Annotated in this window: 14 protein-coding genes, 3 tRNA genes and 1 pseudogene; 11 read left to right on the top strand and 7 right to left on the bottom strand. The window is 75.4% G+C overall.

The features are described from left to right. Positions 1-32: 32 nt before the first annotated feature. Entirely contained in the window at positions 33-1,790 is a 1,758-nt protein-coding gene (locus LGQ04_RS09700; protein WP_229243465.1) for an L-aspartate oxidase, read from the top strand. Here the strand turns inward: LGQ04_RS09700 and LGQ04_RS09695 are convergent. The 3 genes from LGQ04_RS09695 to rarD form a co-directional block, all read right to left on the bottom strand. Further along, on the bottom strand, positions 1,743-2,789 hold the full coding sequence (locus LGQ04_RS09695) for an HAD family hydrolase (RefSeq protein WP_308016384.1): 1,047 nt from the start codon (positions 2,787-2,789) through the stop codon (positions 1,743-1,745). The genes LGQ04_RS09700 and LGQ04_RS09695 overlap by 48 nt on opposite strands. 13 nt (positions 2,790-2,802) lie before the next feature. Further along, positions 2,803-3,297, bottom strand: coding sequence for a YajQ family cyclic di-GMP-binding protein (locus tag LGQ04_RS09690; RefSeq protein ID WP_229243464.1), 495 nt, complete (start codon positions 3,295-3,297; stop codon positions 2,803-2,805). A gap of 76 nt (positions 3,298-3,373) precedes the next feature. After that, on the bottom strand, positions 3,374-4,303 hold the full coding sequence (gene rarD, locus LGQ04_RS09685; protein WP_229243463.1) for an EamA family transporter RarD: 930 nt from the start codon (positions 4,301-4,303) through the stop codon (positions 3,374-3,376). Positions 4,304-4,427: 124 nt separating this feature from the next. Here rarD and LGQ04_RS09680 point away from each other — a divergent pair. From LGQ04_RS09680 to LGQ04_RS09655, 6 genes are all read left to right on the top strand, one after another. Beyond that, positions 4,428-4,509 (top strand) — tRNA-Tyr (locus tag LGQ04_RS09680). A 178-nt stretch (positions 4,510-4,687) separates the two neighbouring features. Then, positions 4,688-4,760: transfer RNA gene (locus LGQ04_RS09675), tRNA-Thr, on the top strand. Between the two features lie 62 nt (positions 4,761-4,822). Further along, positions 4,823-4,899 (top strand) — tRNA-Met (locus tag LGQ04_RS09670). An 87-nt stretch (positions 4,900-4,986) separates the two neighbouring features. After that, on the top strand, positions 4,987-5,157 hold the full coding sequence (gene rpmG / locus LGQ04_RS09665; protein ID WP_021482899.1) for a 50S ribosomal protein L33: 171 nt from the start codon (positions 4,987-4,989) through the stop codon (positions 5,155-5,157). 46 nt (positions 5,158-5,203) lie between these two features. Next, positions 5,204-5,668, top strand: a complete 465-nt coding sequence (locus LGQ04_RS09660; RefSeq protein ID WP_229243462.1) for an FAS1-like dehydratase domain-containing protein — start codon at positions 5,204-5,206, stop codon at positions 5,666-5,668. After that, entirely contained in the window at positions 5,665-6,111 is a 447-nt protein-coding gene (locus tag LGQ04_RS09655; protein ID WP_229243461.1) for a MaoC family dehydratase, read from the top strand. Before LGQ04_RS09660 ends, LGQ04_RS09655 begins: the two co-directional genes overlap by 4 nt. A 79-nt stretch (positions 6,112-6,190) precedes the next feature. On the opposite strand, the gene LGQ04_RS09650 is transcribed toward LGQ04_RS09655, so the two are convergent. Both LGQ04_RS09650 and LGQ04_RS09645 read right to left on the bottom strand, forming a co-directional pair. Then, positions 6,191-7,177: a hypothetical protein gene (locus LGQ04_RS09650; protein WP_229243544.1), complete on the bottom strand. Its 987-nt coding sequence runs from the start codon at positions 7,175-7,177 to the stop codon at positions 6,191-6,193. 55 nt (positions 7,178-7,232) lie between these two features. Next, a pseudogene (locus LGQ04_RS09645) lies at positions 7,233-7,733 on the bottom strand (sigma-70 family RNA polymerase sigma factor); the annotation flags it as partial. Positions 7,734-7,970: 237 nt separating this feature from the next. On the opposite strand from LGQ04_RS09645, the gene LGQ04_RS09640 reads away from it, so the two are divergent. Beyond that, a complete protein-coding gene (locus LGQ04_RS09640) occupies positions 7,971-9,509 on the top strand; it encodes a Tat pathway signal sequence domain protein (RefSeq protein WP_229243460.1) in 1,539 nt (512 codons plus the stop codon). Positions 9,510-9,518: 9 nt separating this feature from the next. Here LGQ04_RS09640 and LGQ04_RS09635 read toward each other — a convergent pair whose 3' ends face one another. Beyond that, positions 9,519-10,685, bottom strand: a complete 1,167-nt coding sequence (locus LGQ04_RS09635) for a LacI family DNA-binding transcriptional regulator (RefSeq protein ID WP_229243459.1) — start codon at positions 10,683-10,685, stop codon at positions 9,519-9,521. An 82-nt stretch (positions 10,686-10,767) separates the two neighbouring features. On the opposite strand from LGQ04_RS09635, the gene LGQ04_RS09630 reads away from it, so the two are divergent. The 3 genes from LGQ04_RS09630 to LGQ04_RS09620 are packed head-to-tail and all read left to right on the top strand — an operon-like array spanning position 10,768 to position 14,981. Further along, positions 10,768-12,420, top strand: coding sequence for an MFS transporter (locus LGQ04_RS09630; protein WP_229243458.1), 1,653 nt, complete (start codon positions 10,768-10,770; stop codon positions 12,418-12,420). After that, positions 12,417-13,751, top strand: coding sequence for an MFS transporter (locus LGQ04_RS09625; protein WP_229243457.1), 1,335 nt, complete (start codon positions 12,417-12,419; stop codon positions 13,749-13,751). Before LGQ04_RS09630 ends, LGQ04_RS09625 begins: the two co-directional genes overlap by 4 nt. A gap of 54 nt (positions 13,752-13,805) precedes the next feature. Continuing rightward, a complete protein-coding gene (locus LGQ04_RS09620) occupies positions 13,806-14,981 on the top strand; it encodes a UDP-N-acetylmuramate dehydrogenase (protein WP_229243538.1) in 1,176 nt (391 codons plus the stop codon). A gap of 64 nt (positions 14,982-15,045) precedes the next feature. Here the strand turns inward: LGQ04_RS09620 and LGQ04_RS09615 are convergent, their stop codons facing one another. Next, on the bottom strand, positions 15,046-16,065 hold the full coding sequence (locus LGQ04_RS09615; protein ID WP_229243456.1) for a L,D-transpeptidase family protein: 1,020 nt from the start codon (positions 16,063-16,065) through the stop codon (positions 15,046-15,048).

The raw sequence follows: 16,065 nt of genomic DNA, 5'->3' as shown, positions 1-16,065 counted from the left end.
GCGGCTCCGGGTGCACCGACGGAGGTCCAGCCATGCAGCACAGCCATCGCCGCCTCGCGACGAACGTCCTCGTCATCGGGACGGGGGGTGCCGGGCTGCGCGCCGCGATCGAGCTCGCCGAGCGTGGCGTCGACGTCCTGGCGGTCGGGAAGCGTCGCCGGCACGACGCGCACACGAGCCTCGCGGCGGGCGGCATCAACGCCGCGCTCGCCACGACCGACCCCGAGGACTCGTGGCAGCAGCACGCGGCCGACACGATCACGGAGTCGTACGGGCTCGCCGACCCGGAGGTCGTCGAGATCGTCACGCGCGGCGCCGCGCGCGGCATCGAGGACCTGGAGCGGTGGGGCATGCCGTTCGCGCGCCAGGCCGACGGCCGGATCAGCCAGCGGTTCTTCGGCGCCCACACCTATCGCCGGACCGCGTTCGCGGGCGACTACACGGGGCTGGAGATCCAGCGCACGCTCGTGCGCCGCGCGTCCGAGCTGCACGTGCCGATCCTCGACACCGTGTACGTCACACGGATCCTCACCGCCGGCGGGCGCGTGTTCGGCGCGTACGGGTTCGACGTCACCGACGGCACGCGCGTGACGATCCACGCCGACGCGGTGATCCTCGCCGCGGGCGGGCACACGCGGATCTGGCGGCGCACGTCGTCGCGCCGCGACGAGAACACGGGCGACGCGTGGCGCCTGGCCGTGCTCGCGGGCGCGCGCCTGCGCGACGCGGAGCTCGTCCAGTTCCACCCGTCGGGGATCGTCGAGCCGGAGGACGCCGCGGGGACGCTCGTCTCCGAGGCGGCGCGCGGCGAGGGCGGCATCCTGCGCAACGCGCTGGGCGAGCGTTACATGGAGCGCTACGACCCGCAGCGCAGGGAGCTCTCGACGCGCGACCGCGTGGCGCTCGCGGGGTTCACGGAGATCGCCGAGGGTCGCGGCACGCAGAAGGGTGCGGTCTACCTCGACGTGTCGCACCTGCCGCGCGAGCAGGTGCTCGAGCGCCTGCCGCGGGTCTACCGCATGATGCTCGACCTGCAGATGCTCGACATCACGACGACGCCCATGGAGGTCGCGCCGACCGCGCACTACTCGATGGGTGGGGTGCGCGTCGCGGCGGCCGACCACTCGACGGACGTCGACGGGCTGTACGTCATCGGCGAGGCGGCGAGCGGGCTGCACGGGGCGAACCGGCTGGGCGGCAACTCGCTCGTCGAGCTGCTCGTGTACGGGCGGATCACGGGCGAGGCGGCGGCCGAGTTCGCCGTCGGCTCGGACGCACCCCGTCGTGACCGCGAGGCGGTCGCCGAGGCCGCCCACGAGGTCGACCGCGTCCTCGGCCTCGGCGTGCCGATCGGTGCGGACGCCGCCCGGCAGGAGAACGCGCGCCGCCTCCAGCGGGAGGTGCGCGACCTCATGACGGCCCACGCCGGCGTCGTCCGCTCCGAGGCCGGGCTCACCGAGGGGCTCGCCCGGCTGGACGAGGTGGGGGAGCGGGCGGCGGCCGTCGTCGCGCACCCCGACATCGCGGGCTACGACGACCTCGCGCACGCGTTCGACCTGCAGGGCTCGCTGCTGGCCGCCCGCGCGACGCTCGACTCGGCGCTCGCGCGGCGCGAGACGCGCGGGTGCCACAACCGGTCGGACTTCCCGGAGACCGACCCGGCGCTGCGCGTCAACCTCGTGTGGTCGCCCGACGGCGGCGTCGAGACGGAGGCGATCCCGCCCGTGCCCGAGGAGATCGCCTCACTCGTGCGGCACGACGACTCCGTGGCCGGCAAGCTCGTCGAGTAGCGCGCGAGCCACCCCGTCGTCGTCGTTCGCCGCGGCGCGGTCCGTCGCCGCGGCGAGCACGTCGGGGTGGGCGTTCGCGACGGCGAAGGACCGCCCCGCCCAGCGCAGCATGGGCAGGTCGTTGGGCATGTCGCCGAACGCCCACACGTCGCGGGGCTCGACGCCGAGCCGGGCGCACCAGCGCGCGAGCGCCGCGTCCTTGGTCACGCCCGGGGCGAGCAGCTCGGCGAGCCCCGCGGCGCCCGAGTACGCGAGATGGGCGCGGTGCCCGACGACGTCCCGCACCTCGGCGAAGAAGCGCTCCTGGGCGGGGTCCTGGCCGTGCGCGACGACGACGGGCTGCGTCGCGCGGACCGTCGGGACATGCGCGGACGGTCGGCGGTCCGCGTGTGGTTCACGCGTAGGCGCGGGCGGGGCGGGGTGCGCGTCGGGCGGGGCGGGATGCGCGTCGGGCGGGGCAGGTGCAGGGCGCCCTCGGGCGAGGATCTTCCCGACGGGACCGGAGGCTGCCCCGAGCGCCTGCTCGACGGGTCGTACGGACTCCGGCCCGGCGGGGTCGGAGGCGTCGTCCGCCGGGGAGCGGAACCCCGGGTCGAACGTCGGGCCCTCGACCCGTTCGAGCGCGAGCGCGACGTCGGGCACGGCCCCGCGGAGGTCCGCGACGAGGGCGGCGACCTCGTGGTCGGCGAAACCGCACACGTCGAGCGCGCGCCCGGTCGCCAGGTCCCACACGGCGGCGCCGCCGAGGCAGATGACGCGGCCGTGCCCGCCGACGACGTCCCGCAGCGGCGCGAGCCAGCGCGGCGGGCGCGCCGTGACGAAGACGACCTCGACGCCCGCGTCCTCGGCGGCGAGCAGCGCGGCGCGGGTGCGCGCGGAGACGCCGCCGTCCGAGCGCAGGAGCGTCCCGTCGAGGTCCGTCGCGACGACGCGCGGCAGCCCGCCCGACCGGGCGCCGGGGCGGGCCGACGGCGCGGGGCGCGGCCCGTCGTCGGGCACGGGCACCGGGGTGCTACCGGTAGTTCGTGAACTGCAGCGCGACGTCCAGGTCGGAGCCCTTGAGCAGCGCGATGACGGTCTGGAGGTCGTCGCGCGACTTCGACGTCACGCGCACCTCGTCGCCGGTGATCTGCGTCTTGACGGCCTTGGGGCCCTCGTCGCGGATGATCTTCGTGATCTTCTTCGCGTTCTCGCTGGACAGGCCCTCCTTGAGGGTCGCGGCGAGGCGGTACTCCTTTCCGGACGCCTTGGGCTCCTTGTCCCCGGAGTCGATCGCCTTGAGCGAGATGCCGCGCTTGACGAGCTTCGTCTCGAAGACGTCGAGGATCGCGAGGACGCGCTCGGCCGAGTTCGCGACCATGAGGATGCTCTCGCCGCTCCACGCGATCGACGCGCCGACGTTGCGGAAGTCGTAGCGCTGCGAGACCTCCTTGGCGGCCTGGTTGAGCGCGTTGTCGACCTCCTGGCGGTCGACCTTGCTGACGATGTCGAACGACGAGTCGGCCATGGGTTCTCCCTCGTGACGGGTACGGGTGCTGGGCACCACGGTAGTCGAGCGTGCCCGACCAGGTGCTCGCCGAGGGTCAGGCTCGTGTCGCGAGCCGCGTGGCCCGGGCGGCGTGCAGGCCGTCCACGGAGAGGACGACGAGCGCGACCCACACGAGCCCGAACCCGACCCAGCGGGCCGGCGGCATCTGCTCGTGGAAGACGAGGAGGCCGCACAGGAACTGCAGCACGGGCGCGAGGTACTGGAGCATCCCGACGAGCGACAGGGGGATCCGCCGCGCGGCCGAGGAGAACAGCAGCAGGGGGACGGCCGTGACGAGGCCGGACGACGCGAGGAGCAGCGCGTGCGCGGGGTCGGCGGTCGTGAACGTCCCGGTCCCGGTGGCACCGAGCCACACGAGGTAGCCGAGGGCGAGGGGAGCGAGCGTCGTGGTCTCGGCGGCGAGCCCGGGCAGCGCCTCGACGCTGCGGCCCGTGCGGTTCTTCACCAGCCCGTAGAGACCGAAGCTGAACGCGACGCCCAGCGCGATCCACGGCACCCGGCCGACCCCCGCGCTGATGACGGCGACCGCGGCGGCACCGGTCGCGAGCGCCACCCACTGCGCGGGACGCAGGCGCTCGCGCAGCACGAGGACGGCGAGGAGCACGGTGACGAGCGGGTTGACGAAGTAGCCGAGCGCCGCGTCGAGCACGTGGCCGGACAGCACGCCGTAGACGTAGATGGTCCAGTTCGTCGCCACCAGCACCCCGGCGACCGCCAGGAGCCCGAGGGCGCGGGGCGTGCGCAGCACCTCGACGAACCGGCCGAGCGCACGCGTCGCGAGCAGCAGGCCGACGCAGACGACGAGGCTCCACACGATCCGGTGGGCGATGATCTCGAGGGGGCGGGCGGGGTCGAGCAGCGGGAAGTAGAGCGGCATCGCGCCCCACAGCACGTACGCGCTCGCGCCGTAGAGCAGCCCGCGGCGGTCCACGGGTCCGACGGCGCCCGGGACGGGGTCGGTCACGGCACCACTCTAGGAGCCCGGGGGAAGCGGATTTCGCGCTGCGCCCACCCGGGCTGTATCGTTGCCTCGCCGCCATGGCCACCCCGCACGACGTGTCGGGACCGGTCGTGCGCGACAGCTCCACGGCAGGTTGCCCGAGCGGCCAAAGGGATCTGACTGTAAATCAGACGGCTCAGCCTTCGGGGGTTCGAATCCCTCACCTGCCACCGGAGCGACGGGGCGTCACCCATGCGGGTGGCGCCCCGTCGTCGTCTACGACTGCTGGTCGTCGGCCGGTCGTCGGCTGCCCGATGGCCGGTCGTCGGCCGGTCGTGGAGGGTCCGAGAGTGGCGGAACGACGCCGATTTCGCGCCCGGCCCGGTTGCGTGTAAAGTTTTCCGCGCTGCCCCGATAGCTCAGTCGGCAGAGCATCTCCATGGTAAGGAGAAGGTCAAGGGTTCGATTCCCTTTCGGGGCTCTGTGATGACGCGGGGCCGTCCACCTGAGACGATGGTGGCACGGCCTCGCGTTCGGTCACGCGGCGGGGTAGCTCAGATGGTTAGAGCGCACGACTCATAATCGTGAGGTCGCGGGTTCGATCCCCGCCTCCGCTACCACTTTCGACAACTTCCGTACGACGGCCGGCGTCGTGCGGCCTGCACAGCACATGCGCCCTCCGGAGGCGCGAGAGGTGGCTCACTACCGTGGCAAGCAAGAGCGCTGACGTTCGCCCCAAGATCACGCTGGCCTGCGTGGACTGCAAGGAGCGCAACTACATCACGAAGAAGAACCGTCGCAACGACCCGGACCGCCTGGAGCTCGCGAAGTTCTGCCCGCGCTGCGGCAAGCACACCGCGCACCGCGAGACCCGCTGAGCCTCCGGCTCCGCACCCGCGCCCCGCAGTGAGCGTCTGAACCGCAGTGAGCGTCAACCTGGCCTACGTCGGCCGCGAGTACCCCGCCACCGCGCCGTACTCGGTGGGACGCGAGAAGCTGCGCGAGTTCGCGAGCGCCGTCGGCGCCACCCACCCCGTGCACCACGACCTCGTGGCGGCGCGGGGTGTCGGCTATCCGGATCTCGTCGCCGCCCCCACGTTCGCGGTCGTCGTCGCGCAGCGCGCCGAGGCGCAGCTCGTCGAGGACCCCGAGGCTGGCATCGACTTCTCGCGCGTCGTCCACGCGGACGAGCGCTTCACGCACCACCGGCCGATCGTCGCGGGTGACGAGCTCGTGACCGTGCTGCACGTGGACTCGATCGTCGAGCGAGCCGGCCTCGCGATGGTCAGCACGCGCTGCGAGATCTCCGCGCAGGGACCCGACGGCGCGGTCGGCGAGCGCGTCGCGACCGTCACCTCCACCCTCGCCGTCCGCGGGGAGGGCGCATGACCGCCGAGCGGCAGGGGGGCGCCGCCCGCCCCTCGATCGCCAGTCTGAGCGTCGGCGACGTGGTCGGCACCCGCACTGTCGAGGTCGACCGTGCGCGCCTCGTGCGCTACGCGGGTGCCAGCGGCGACTTCAACCCCATCCACTGGAACGACGCCGTCGCGGCCGAGGTCGGCCTGCCGGGCGTCATCGCGCACGGCATGTTCACGATGGGCGCGGCGGTCGCGCTCGTCGAGGACTGGGCGGGCGACCCCGGCGCGGTCGTCGACTACCAGACCCGCTTCACGCGCCCCGTGCCCGTCCCGAACCCGGGCGTCGCGACGCTCGACGTCACCGGCACCGTCGGCGCGGTCGACACCGACGCCGGGACGGTGCGCGTCGACCTCACCGTGACCTTCGAGGGTGCCCGCGTGCTCGGCAAGGCCCAGGCGGTCGTCCGCCTCTGACGCAGGTCCCACCCGCAGGACCATCACGTACGACGGCGCCGCACCCACCCGGGTGCGGCGCCGTCCTCGTCCGGTGGGTTCAGCAGGTCGCCCAGTCCACGCAGCCGCTGTCCTCGAGCCGCGGCTCGCTCGGCGGCGCGTCGGCGGGGCCCTCGTCGAGGTAGGTGGTGCGGGACGTGGTCGACATGATCACGCCGTCGAGTCCTCCATCCGCCTCCAGATCCTCGATCACGCCCTCGTCGACCGCTCCGGACTCCTCGAGCACGCGATGGTCGTCGGGGTCGTACACGAGCCGGGTGGTCCAGCCCTGGACCGACGTCTCGACGCCCTCCCCGGTCCGCCCGCGCGAGTCCGTGACCTCGCCGAGCGGGGTGCTCGTGGGAAGGCCCGACATGACCTCCCAGAGCGCGTCGCGCAGCGCGGGAGGGGCGGGGGACCCGACGAGCAAGGACCGGGCCATGTCGAACACCTTGTCGTCAGCCGTGCCGGCGCCGCGGTCGGCCTCGACACTGTCGCGCAGGAGCTGTTCGAGCTCGTCGGGGTCGGTGGGCAGGGCGTAGAGGCCGTCCCAGCCCACGAGGACGCGCTCACCGTCGACGAGCAGGTCGGCCCACGCGCGGGGGCCGAACGACGTGACGTCGTCCGGGCTGTCCTCGACGGTGAAGAGACCCGGCCGGCCGTTCCCGTACCAGGTGTCCCGCGTCTCGGACTCCTCCGACCCGTCGGTGGAGGAGCCGGACGACTCCGAGCGGACGTGCCAGTACGGTGCGTCCGGCCAGCCGCCGTCGATCGTCGGGACGTCGTCCCCGGGGACGTAGGGCAGCACCGTCGCCGGCTGGAGGTCCGTCGTCGTGAGGTCGGCCCACGGCTGGGCCGCCCACGTCGCGCCGCTGCCGACGAGACCGAGGGCGGCGACGAGGGCGACACCGGTCCGGTGGCGCCGGCGGACACGCCGGGCCGCGGGCACGACCGCCGAGGTGTCGACGTCGACGTCGGGGGCGGCGGCGTCGAGGCGGTCGCGCAGGGTCCGGGCGAAGTCCTCGTCGGTGCGGGTCGGGGCGTTCATCGCGGGCTCCTCTCGGTGCGGGCGGGACGGGTCGGGCGGGGGCCGGTGTCGTCGGGTGGTCGTCCGCGGCGTCGAGCACGGACCGCAGCTGGGCGAGGCCGCGGGACGCGGTGGACTTCACGGTGCCGACGGACACGCCGAGGTCGTCGGCGACCTCGCGCTCGGTGAGCCCGACGAGGTGGCGCAGCACGACGACGCGCCGCTGTCGCTGCGTCAGGGTGGCGAGGGCGCGCACGAGCCGGTCGCGCTCGGCGTGGACGTCGGCGTGCGCCGGGTGCTGCGGTGCGGCGGCCGGGTCCGGGCCGGGGGACGTGCCCGCACCGGGCTCCGGGACGGCGTCGGGCGCGACGAGCACCTCGCGGCGTCGGCGTCGCCAGTGGTCGACGCGCAGGTTCGCGAGGGTGCGGCGCGCGTAGGCGTAGGGGTCGCGCTGCCGTGCGACGGACCAGCGCAGGTAGGTGCGTGTGAGGGCCTGCTGGACGAGCTCGTCGGCGAGGTGTGCGTCACCGCACAGGTACCAGGCGGTGCGGGCGACGCGGGGGGCGGCGTGCGACATGAAGTCGGTGAACTCCTGCTCCCGGTCGGTCGCGACGCGCAGCAGGGGGACGTGGTCGGGTGGCCCGTCGTCGGGTCGGTCGTCGTCCTCGACGAGGGCGAGTGCGTTCACGGTCATGACAGTGACACGTCCGGCGGGGCCGAAAGGTTGTGCCGCCGCTCGACGCGACGGGGCTATCCCTCTGGGAGCGCTCCCACTACGCTGGGGAACGGTCGCCCGACGTCGAAGGAGACGCTCATGAGCCAGAACCCCGCCCCGACCCCGCACCTCGACGGCCCGTCGCCCGGCCACCGGACGACGGCGCACCCGGACCCCGCGCTCGACCGGCGCCGATTCCTCGCGCTGAGCGGGGTCGGCGTCGGGACGCTCACCGCGCTCCTGGCCGCGCCCGCGCACGCCGCCCCTGCGACCACCGGACCGACGCCGACCGGGCTCGCGACGGGCGGCCGCGGCACGCCCGGGGGCGGATCCGGTCGCGACGCGGTGCGCCGCGCCCACGCGTTCCTCGACGCCATGACCGACGCCTACCCCGCCCAGAACCCCGGTCCGCGCCTCGCGCAGTCCTACGCCGACCAGCTCGGCCTGTTCTCCACGGCGTTCGTCTACGACACGGCGCTCGCGATCTGCGCGTCGCTCACCGCGGGCCGCGAGCACCTGCACCGGGCGCGGGCCCTCGGCGACGGCCTGGTGTTCGCGCTCGAGCACGACCCCGTGCACGACGACGGCCGGCTGCGGCAGGCGTACAACGTCGGCCCGTACGTGTTCTACGACGGGACGCCGCAGGACCACGGCCTGGTGCTGCCGGACGGGACGGCGAACATCGGGTGGCAGTTCGGGTTCCTCGGGACCGCGGTCGGGGACATGGCGTGGCCCGGGATCGCGCTGCTGCACCTGTACGCGGCGACGCGCGAGCGCCGGTACCTGCGCGGTGCGGTCCGCCTCGGCGAGTGGATCCGCGCGAACACCTGGTCGACCCGGCCTCTCGGCGGGTTCTCGTTCGGCGTCGACGGGGCGAACGCGCCCGTGCCGAACGGGTCGACCGAGCACAACGTCGACTGCGTCGCCTTCTTCCGCGGGCTCGACGCGACCACGTGGGACCGGCGCTGGTCGCGCGCGAGCGAGCACGCGCGCGCGTTCGTCGACCGGATGTGGGAGCCGGACGGCGGGTTCCTCTACACCGGGACGAACGACGGGACGGAGATCAACCGCGACCCGCTGCCGCTCGACCCGCAGACGTGGGGGTGGCTCGCGCTGCGCGAGCGCCGGTACGCGCGGGCGCTCGACTGGGCGGCGCAGGCGCTCGCGGCCCGCGACGTCGCCGGCGAGGGCGCCTCGCAGCTCCCGGCGGGCGTGACGGTCGAGGGCGTGACGTTCTCCAGCGCGAGCCTGACGTCGACGGCGACGTACAACGGCCTGCCGGTGCACCCGCAGGGGGTGTGGCTGGAGGGGACGGCCCAGCTCGCCGCGGCGCTGGACGACCGGAACGGCAAGGGAGCCCGCGCCGGCCGGGGAGGTCGTGGGCACGGGGGCCCGCGCGACGCCGAGCGGGCGGCGCGGCTCCTGCGGGAGGTGCGGGGCGCGCAGGACGCGGTGGGCGCGGACCAGACCGTGGGCGGCGTGCCGCTGCCGGAGCGGTCGGGCGTCGTCGCGGCGTCGAGCCTGATCGACAGCGGCTTCGGGTTCGGCTACTTCCAGGTCCGGCACGTCGGCGCGACGGCGTGGTACCTCATGGCCGCGGCGGGGGCGAACCCCCTCCAGGTGGGCGGCCTGCGCTGACCTCGACGCTCAGGCGGCCGGAGCGGGGCCGGTGGTCGTCCCGACCGCCAGGGTGACGTCGAGCGTGACCGTGCGGGGCTCCTCGCCGGCCAGCAGCCGGATGACCGCACGCCCCAGCTCGGCGCCCTTGAGGGCGAGCGGCTGGTCGACGCTCGTCAGCACGTCGGGCGCGAGCCAGGGCAGGTCGAGCCCGTCGAACCCGGCGACGGAGACGTCCTCCGGCACGCGCAGCCCGAGCTCGCGGACCCCGAGCAGCGCCCCGGCGGCGAGCAGGTCGGAGTGGGCGATGATCGCCGTCGGGCGGGTGGTGGCCCCCGCGGCCTCGGGTGCCGTCCCCGAGGACCCGGGCCGGGCGAGGAGCGCGACCGCGGCGGACCGGCCGTGCTCGACGAGCGACGCCTCGGTCTCCCAGCTCGCGACCGGGTCGACGACGTCCCGCACCCCCGCCAGGCGGTTCGCCGTGGGCGTGCGGTCCACCTGGGCGAGCCGCGCGGCGTCGAGCGGTCCGCTCCGGTCGGAGGAGTCGAGGGGGAGCGAGATCTCGGCGATGCGCTCGTGGCCGAGGCCCACGAGGTGGCGCACGACGTCGGCCGTGCCGGCGCGGTCGGCGATCGCGACGAGCGGCGCGCCCTCGACGGCGCGGCCCTCGCCGATCACGACGGGCACGCCGCGGCGGCGCAGGGCGGCGAGCGTGGGGTCGTCGGAGCCGACGCCCCACACGAGGACGGCGACGTCCATGGCGGCGCTCTCGACGAGCGGGTCGACGGCGCGCGCCGGGTCGTCGGAGGGGATGCCGGGGATGAGGAGCACGCCGAGCCCGTTCTCGCCGAGCGTCGACACGAGGCCGTCGAGCACCTTGACGGCGACGGGGTCGCGGAACGCGCGGCGGAGCTGGTCGCCGACGACCACCCCGACGACACCGGACCGGCCGGAGCGGAGCTGGCGGCCAAGGGGGTTGGGGCCGGTGTACCCGAGCTCGCGGGCGGCGTCGAGCACGCGTGTGCGGGTCTCGGGCGTGATGGGGCCCGCGCCGGAGAAGGCGAGGGACGCCGTCGAGACGGAGACGCCTGCCCGCTCGGCGACGGTGGCGAGGGTGGGGCGGTGCCGTGGCGCGGCCCCGGTGCCGGGGTCGCCGTCGCCGGCGTGCTCGCCGGTGGTGCCGCGGGTTCCGCTCATCACGCTCCTGCCTTCCCGTCCGGCCAGGTCCGGGGCGGGATGTCGATTGACGCGCGGCCAGCGTACCCGCACACTGGTGACCATGCCTCGAAACGATTCGAAGCGCGCGGTGGCCGTTCGGCTCGAATCGATTCGAGGAGCCGCGTCGCCGACACCGTCGCTCACCCGCGCCCGCGGGGCGCTCCTCGGCATCTTCGCCCTCAACGGCGTGATGATGTCGAGCTGGCTCGCGCGCATCCCCTCCGTGCGCGACGCCCTCGCCCTCAGCCCCGCCGACCTCGGAGTCGTCCTGCTCGCCGGCGCGGTCGGCGCGCTCGCCACGGTCACCGCCGCCGGGCCCTTCGTCACCCGCTTCGGCGGACGCCTCGCGTTCGCCGTCTCCGCCGTGCTGTTCGGCGTCGCCTTCCTCCTCCTCGGCCTCGGCCCCGCCACGGGGTCCGTCGCGCTGCTCGCCGCAGGCATCTTCCTCAACGGCATGGCCTTCTCCCTCGGGAACGTGCCCATGAACGTCGAGAGCGCCGGGATCGAGCGCCGGATGGGCCGCACGGTCCTGCCGCAGTTCCACGCCGCGTTCTCCGTCGGTGCGGTCGTCGGGTCGCTCCTCGGCGCCGCGTGCGCCCACGGCGAGGTGCCCGTCCTCGTGCAGTTCACCGCCACCGGCGCCGTCGCGCTCGTCTGGCGCCTCGCCGCCATCCCCGCGACCGTGCACGACACCGCCGTCGAGCGGCGTCCCCGGGCCGACCGGCACACGCACGCCCCCGCCCCCGTCGAGGCGCTCGGCGACGCCGTCGTCGACGTCGAGACCGCCGGCCTGCGCGCACGCCTCGCCCGGCGCGGCACCCAGCCCGCTGCCGGACCCGGTGCCCGACGCGGCACCCGCCCGGGCGCGGCGCTCGGCGCCTGGCGCGAGCCCCGCACCCTGCTCATCGGGCTCGTCATCCTCTCCGCAGCGCTCTCCGAGGGGTCCGCCAACGACTGGCTCGCGCTCGCCGTCGTCGACGGGTTCGCGCAGACCGAGGCCGTGGGCGCCGTCGTCTTCGGCACGTTCGTCGGCGCGATGACCGTCATGCGCCTCGCCGGCACCCGCCTCATCGACCGGTTCGGCCGCGTCACCGTCCTGCGCGCGTCCGGGATCACGTCGATCGCGGGGCTCGTCCTCTTCGGGTTCGCCCCCACGCTCGCGCTCGCCGGCGTCGGCGTCGTGCTCTGGGGCCTCGGCGCGGCGCTCGCGGTGCCCGTCGGGATCGCGGCCGCCTCCGACGAGCCGCTGCGCGCCGCCGGCCGGGTCTCGGTGGTCTCGGCGTTCTCGTCGATGGCGGCGCTCGCCGCGCCACCGCTCCTCGGCCTCGCCGCCGAGGCGATGGGCGCGCGGCACGCGCTCGTCCTCATCGTCGCGGCCATGGTCCTCAGCGTCCTGCTCGCCGGGCAGGTGGCGCCGCTGCGCACGCCCGCCGCGGTCGCGGCCCGCGCGGGGGAGGATGAGGCCGTGGACGACACGACGGCGCACGACGGGCACAGCGGGACCACGGGGCACGGTCAACCCGACGCACCCGGAGCGCCCGGAGCACCCGGCGCGACCGACCCGGTGCCGGGCCACCCCGGGACGCACGCCGAGCCGCACACCGAGCCGCACGGCGAGCCCCACAGCCTTGCCGTGCGCCGTCGGGCACCGGGCCGGTCCCGCGGTCCCCGACGCCCCGCGCGCACGCGCCGCCACGAGGAGACCCGGGCATGACCGCCGAGCGCGCCGTGCGGTCCGCCGCGGTCGCCGCCTGGGCCGTCTTCGCGGTCTTCTTCCTCAACGGCTTCAACTTCGCGACGTGGGCGTCCCGCCTGCCCGCGGTGCGCGACCAGCTCGGCTTCGCCGAGGCGCAGATGGGTCTGCTGCTCCTCGTCATGGCCGTCGGGTCGCTCCTCGCGCTGCCGCTCTCCGGGCTCGTCGTGCAGCGGCTCGGCGCGAGCCGGGCCGTCGTGGTGTTCGCCACGATCAACACCCTCGGCCTGGTGACCACGGCCGTCGCCGTCGCCGAGGGGGCGGACTGGCTGGTCCGTGCGGGGCTGTTCGTCACGGGTGTCGGCACCGGCGTCTGGGACGCCGCGATGAACCTCGAGGGCGCGGCCGTCGAGCAGCGCCTCGGCCGCGCGATCATGCCGCGGTTCCACGCGGGCTTCTCCTTCGGGACGATGGCGGGCGCGGGGCTCGGCGCCGTCGCCGCGGCGACCGGCGTCCCGGTGCAGTGGCACCTCGCCGTCGCCGTGGTCGTCAGCCTCGTCGCGGTCCTGTGGTCCGTGCGCTTCTTCCTCCCCGCGGGGAAGGTCGACCACGACGCCGTCGACCCCGGTGCCGGAGGGATGCAGGCCGACGGCGCCGACCCCGCCACGGCCGTGCCCGCCCCGACGATGCCCGCTCCGACCGTGCAGGGGGCACGACCGGACGACCGGTCGACCGGCGCGCGGTCCGCGCTCTCGGCGTGGACCGAGCCGCGCACGCTCCTCATCGGTCTCGTCGTGCTCGCCGCGGCCCTCACCGAGGGTGCGGCGAACGACTGGGTGAGCCTCGCCGTCGTCGACGGGTTCGGCACGAGCGACGCGATGGGTGCCGTGGGCCTGGCCGTCTTCCTCACGGCCATGACCGGGATGCGGCTCCTCGGGACGGGTCTGCTCGACCGGTACGGCCGCGTCACGGTGCTGCGGCTCGCGGCCGGGCTCGCGCTCGTCGGGCTCCTCGTCTTCGGCCTCGCGCCGAGCCTGTGGCTCGCCCTCGGCGGGGTCGTGCTGTGGGGCCTGGGCGCCGCGCTCGGGTTCCCCGTCGGGATGAGCGCCGCCTCCGACGACCCGCGGCGCGCCGCCGTGCGGGTCAGCGTCGTCGCGACCATCGGCTACTCCGCGTTCTTCATGGGCCCGCCCCTCATCGGCTTCCTCGCCCACGAGGTGGGGTACCGGCAGGCGCTGCTCGTCATCGCCGTCCCGATCGTCGTGGGGCTGCTCGTCGCGGGCGCGGCGCGCCCGCTCGCGACGGCGGCCGGGTCGCGGCGGGAGGACGCCGCGCCCGACGGCCGGAACTAGGCTGTCCGGGTGACCTGCGAACCCACCGGTGCCCCCGTCGTCGACCCCGCGACCGTGGCCGCGACCCGACCCGGCGTCCGGCCCGACGCGCCCGGCGCCCCGGCGCTCGCCGAGCTGACGACGCTGCGCGTCGGCGGGTCCGCCGACCGGTACGTCGAGGTGCACGACGAGGCGGAGCTCGTCGAGACCGTGCGCGCCGCCGACGCCGCGGGGGAGCCGCTGCTCGTCCTCGGCGGCGGGTCGAACCTGCTCGTCTCCGACGAGGGGTTCGGGGGCGTCGTCGTGCGCGACCTGCGCCAGGGCGTCGTCGTGGACGCGCAGGACTCGTGCGGCGGCGCGAGCTTCACCGCCCCGGCGGGCCAGGACTGGGACGCGCTCGTGGCGCGCGCGGTGGCCGAGGAGTGGGTCGGTGTCGAGGCGCTGTCGGGCATCCCCGGCACGGTCGGCGCCGCGCCCGTGCAGAACATCGGCGCGTACGGGCAGGAGGTCGCGGGCGCGGTCTCGACGGTGCGCACGTGGGACCGGGCGCGCGGGCGCGTGCGGACGCTCGCGGTCGGCGAGCTCGGGTTCGGCTACCGCACGTCCGTGCTCAAGCGGACGATGCACGAGCGCACCGACGACGACGGGCCGTGGTACCCGTCGCCGCGGTTCGTCGTGCTCGAGGTCGGGTTCCAGGTGCGTCTCGGGTCGCTCTCCGCGCCGGTCGCCTACCCCGAGCTCGCCCGCCGGCTCGGCGTGCAGGTGGGTGAGCGTGCGCCGTCGGCGGACGTGCGCGACGCCGTCCTCGCGCTGCGCGGCGGCAAGGGGATGCTGCTCGACGACCCGGCCGCGCCGGACCACGACCGGTGGAGCGCCGGGTCGTTCTTCACCAACCCCGTCGTCCCGGCCGACCAGGCGGGCACGCTGCCCGCGGACGCGCCCCGCTACCCCGTGCGCTCGGCGACGCCGAGCAGCACCACCGGCCCGAGCCTCGGCGAGATCGACCCGACGCTCGTCAAGACGTCGGCCGCGTGGCTGATCGAGCACGCGGGCTTCACGAAGGGGTTCGGCGTGCACGGTCCCGCGAGCACGGCGACGCTCTCGACGCGGCACACGCTCGCCCTGACCAACCGCGGCGGGGCGAGCGCGGCGGACGTCGTGGAGCTCGCGCGCGCGGTGCGCGACGGCGTGCGCGACACCTTCGGCGTCGAGCTCGTCCCCGAGCCGGTCCTCGTGGGCGTCTCCCTCTGACGCTGAGTGCGGGGGATCTGTCGTCCCCCGGACCCGGCAGGGACGAAGACCCCGCACTCAGCGGTCAGTAGACGAGGACCGTCGTGCCCGGCGGGGCGCCCCAGGAGTCCCAGATCCAGTTCATCGCCCCGTTCGCCACGCGCACGCACCCGTGCGACGCCGGCCACGGCGGGATCGACGGCGACCCGTGGACCGCGATGCCGCCCGTGAAGAACTTCGGTCGCCACATGCTGCCCAGCTCGAGGCTCGACTCGTAGTTCGCGTCCACCTGTCGCCCCACGGCGAACGTGCCCCGCGGGGTGCCCGCCCGGTACGTGCGCCCCTTCGCCTCGAACGTCTCGCCGTTGCCCGTCGACGCGTTGACGACCGTGACGACGCGCCCGTCCTCGACCGCGAGGAGGAGCTGCCGGTTGAGGTCGATCTCGACGACCTTGCCCGCCCCGCTCCGGGCCGCGGGCCGCACGCCCTCGTCGAGCGCGGCCTGCGTCGCGGGCCCCACGACGCCGTCGCGGGAGATCCCCGCCGCCTTCTGCAGCGCCCACACCGCCTGCTGGGTGCCCGGCCCGAACGCGCCGTCGGGCGGCGGGATGAAGTAGCCGAGCTCGGCGAGCCGCTCCTGCAGCACGCGCACACGGTCGCCCGTGGCGCCGCGCTGGAGCGTCGCGGGCTCCGCGGGCGGGGTCGGCTCGGTCGTGGGCGGCGGGGTGGACTCCTCGGCCGTGGGGCTGGGTGCCGGGTCGGGCGTGTCCGACGGCGCGGGGTCGGGTGTCTCGGACGGCGTGGGCTCGGTCGTCGTCTCGGTGGTCGTCGTCTCGGTGGGCGTCGGCGCGTCGGTCGTGGACGGGGCGCTCGTCCCGGCCGTCCCGCCGGCGTCGGGCGTCGCGGTGCCCGACGACGCGGCGTCGGCCGACGGCGCCCGGCCCGGTTCCATGTCGGGCCAGCCCGCCTGGCAGCCCGACAGCACGACGAGCGTCGCGGCGAGCACGAGCGCGGTCCCGGTCCGGCGGGTCCTGCGGCGTCGGCGCTCCCGGGAGGCCCCCGGGCGCCCGAGGTGCACCGTCCTGTCTGCTGCGTCCTGCTCCAC

The organism is Cellulosimicrobium marinum (genome assembly GCF_020551945.1).
GTDB classification, from domain to species: domain Bacteria; phylum Actinomycetota; class Actinomycetes; order Actinomycetales; family Cellulomonadaceae; genus Cellulosimicrobium; species Cellulosimicrobium marinum.
This window is presented reverse-complemented; position numbering and strand designations above follow the sequence as displayed.

Excerpts from the sequence above, each read along its gene's own strand:
- LGQ04_RS09630 (WP_229243458.1), top strand. The coding sequence starts at position 10,768 with ATGCCTCGAAACGATTCGAAGCGCGCGGTGGCCGTTCGGCTCGAATCG.
- LGQ04_RS09635 (WP_229243459.1), bottom strand. The coding sequence starts at position 10,685 with ATGAGCGGAACCCGCGGCACCACCGGCGAGCACGCCGGCGACGGCGAC.
- LGQ04_RS09625 (WP_229243457.1), top strand. The coding sequence starts at position 12,417 with ATGACCGCCGAGCGCGCCGTGCGGTCCGCCGCGGTCGCCGCCTGGGCC.
- LGQ04_RS09655 (WP_229243461.1), top strand. The coding sequence starts at position 5,665 with ATGACCGCCGAGCGGCAGGGGGGCGCCGCCCGCCCCTCGATCGCCAGT.
- LGQ04_RS09700 (WP_229243465.1), top strand. The coding sequence starts at position 33 with ATGCAGCACAGCCATCGCCGCCTCGCGACGAACGTCCTCGTCATCGGG.
- LGQ04_RS09650 (WP_229243544.1), bottom strand. The coding sequence starts at position 7,177 with ATGAACGCCCCGACCCGCACCGACGAGGACTTCGCCCGGACCCTGCGC.
- LGQ04_RS09690 (WP_229243464.1), bottom strand. The coding sequence starts at position 3,297 with ATGGCCGACTCGTCGTTCGACATCGTCAGCAAGGTCGACCGCCAGGAG.
- LGQ04_RS09640 (WP_229243460.1), top strand. The coding sequence starts at position 7,971 with ATGAGCCAGAACCCCGCCCCGACCCCGCACCTCGACGGCCCGTCGCCC.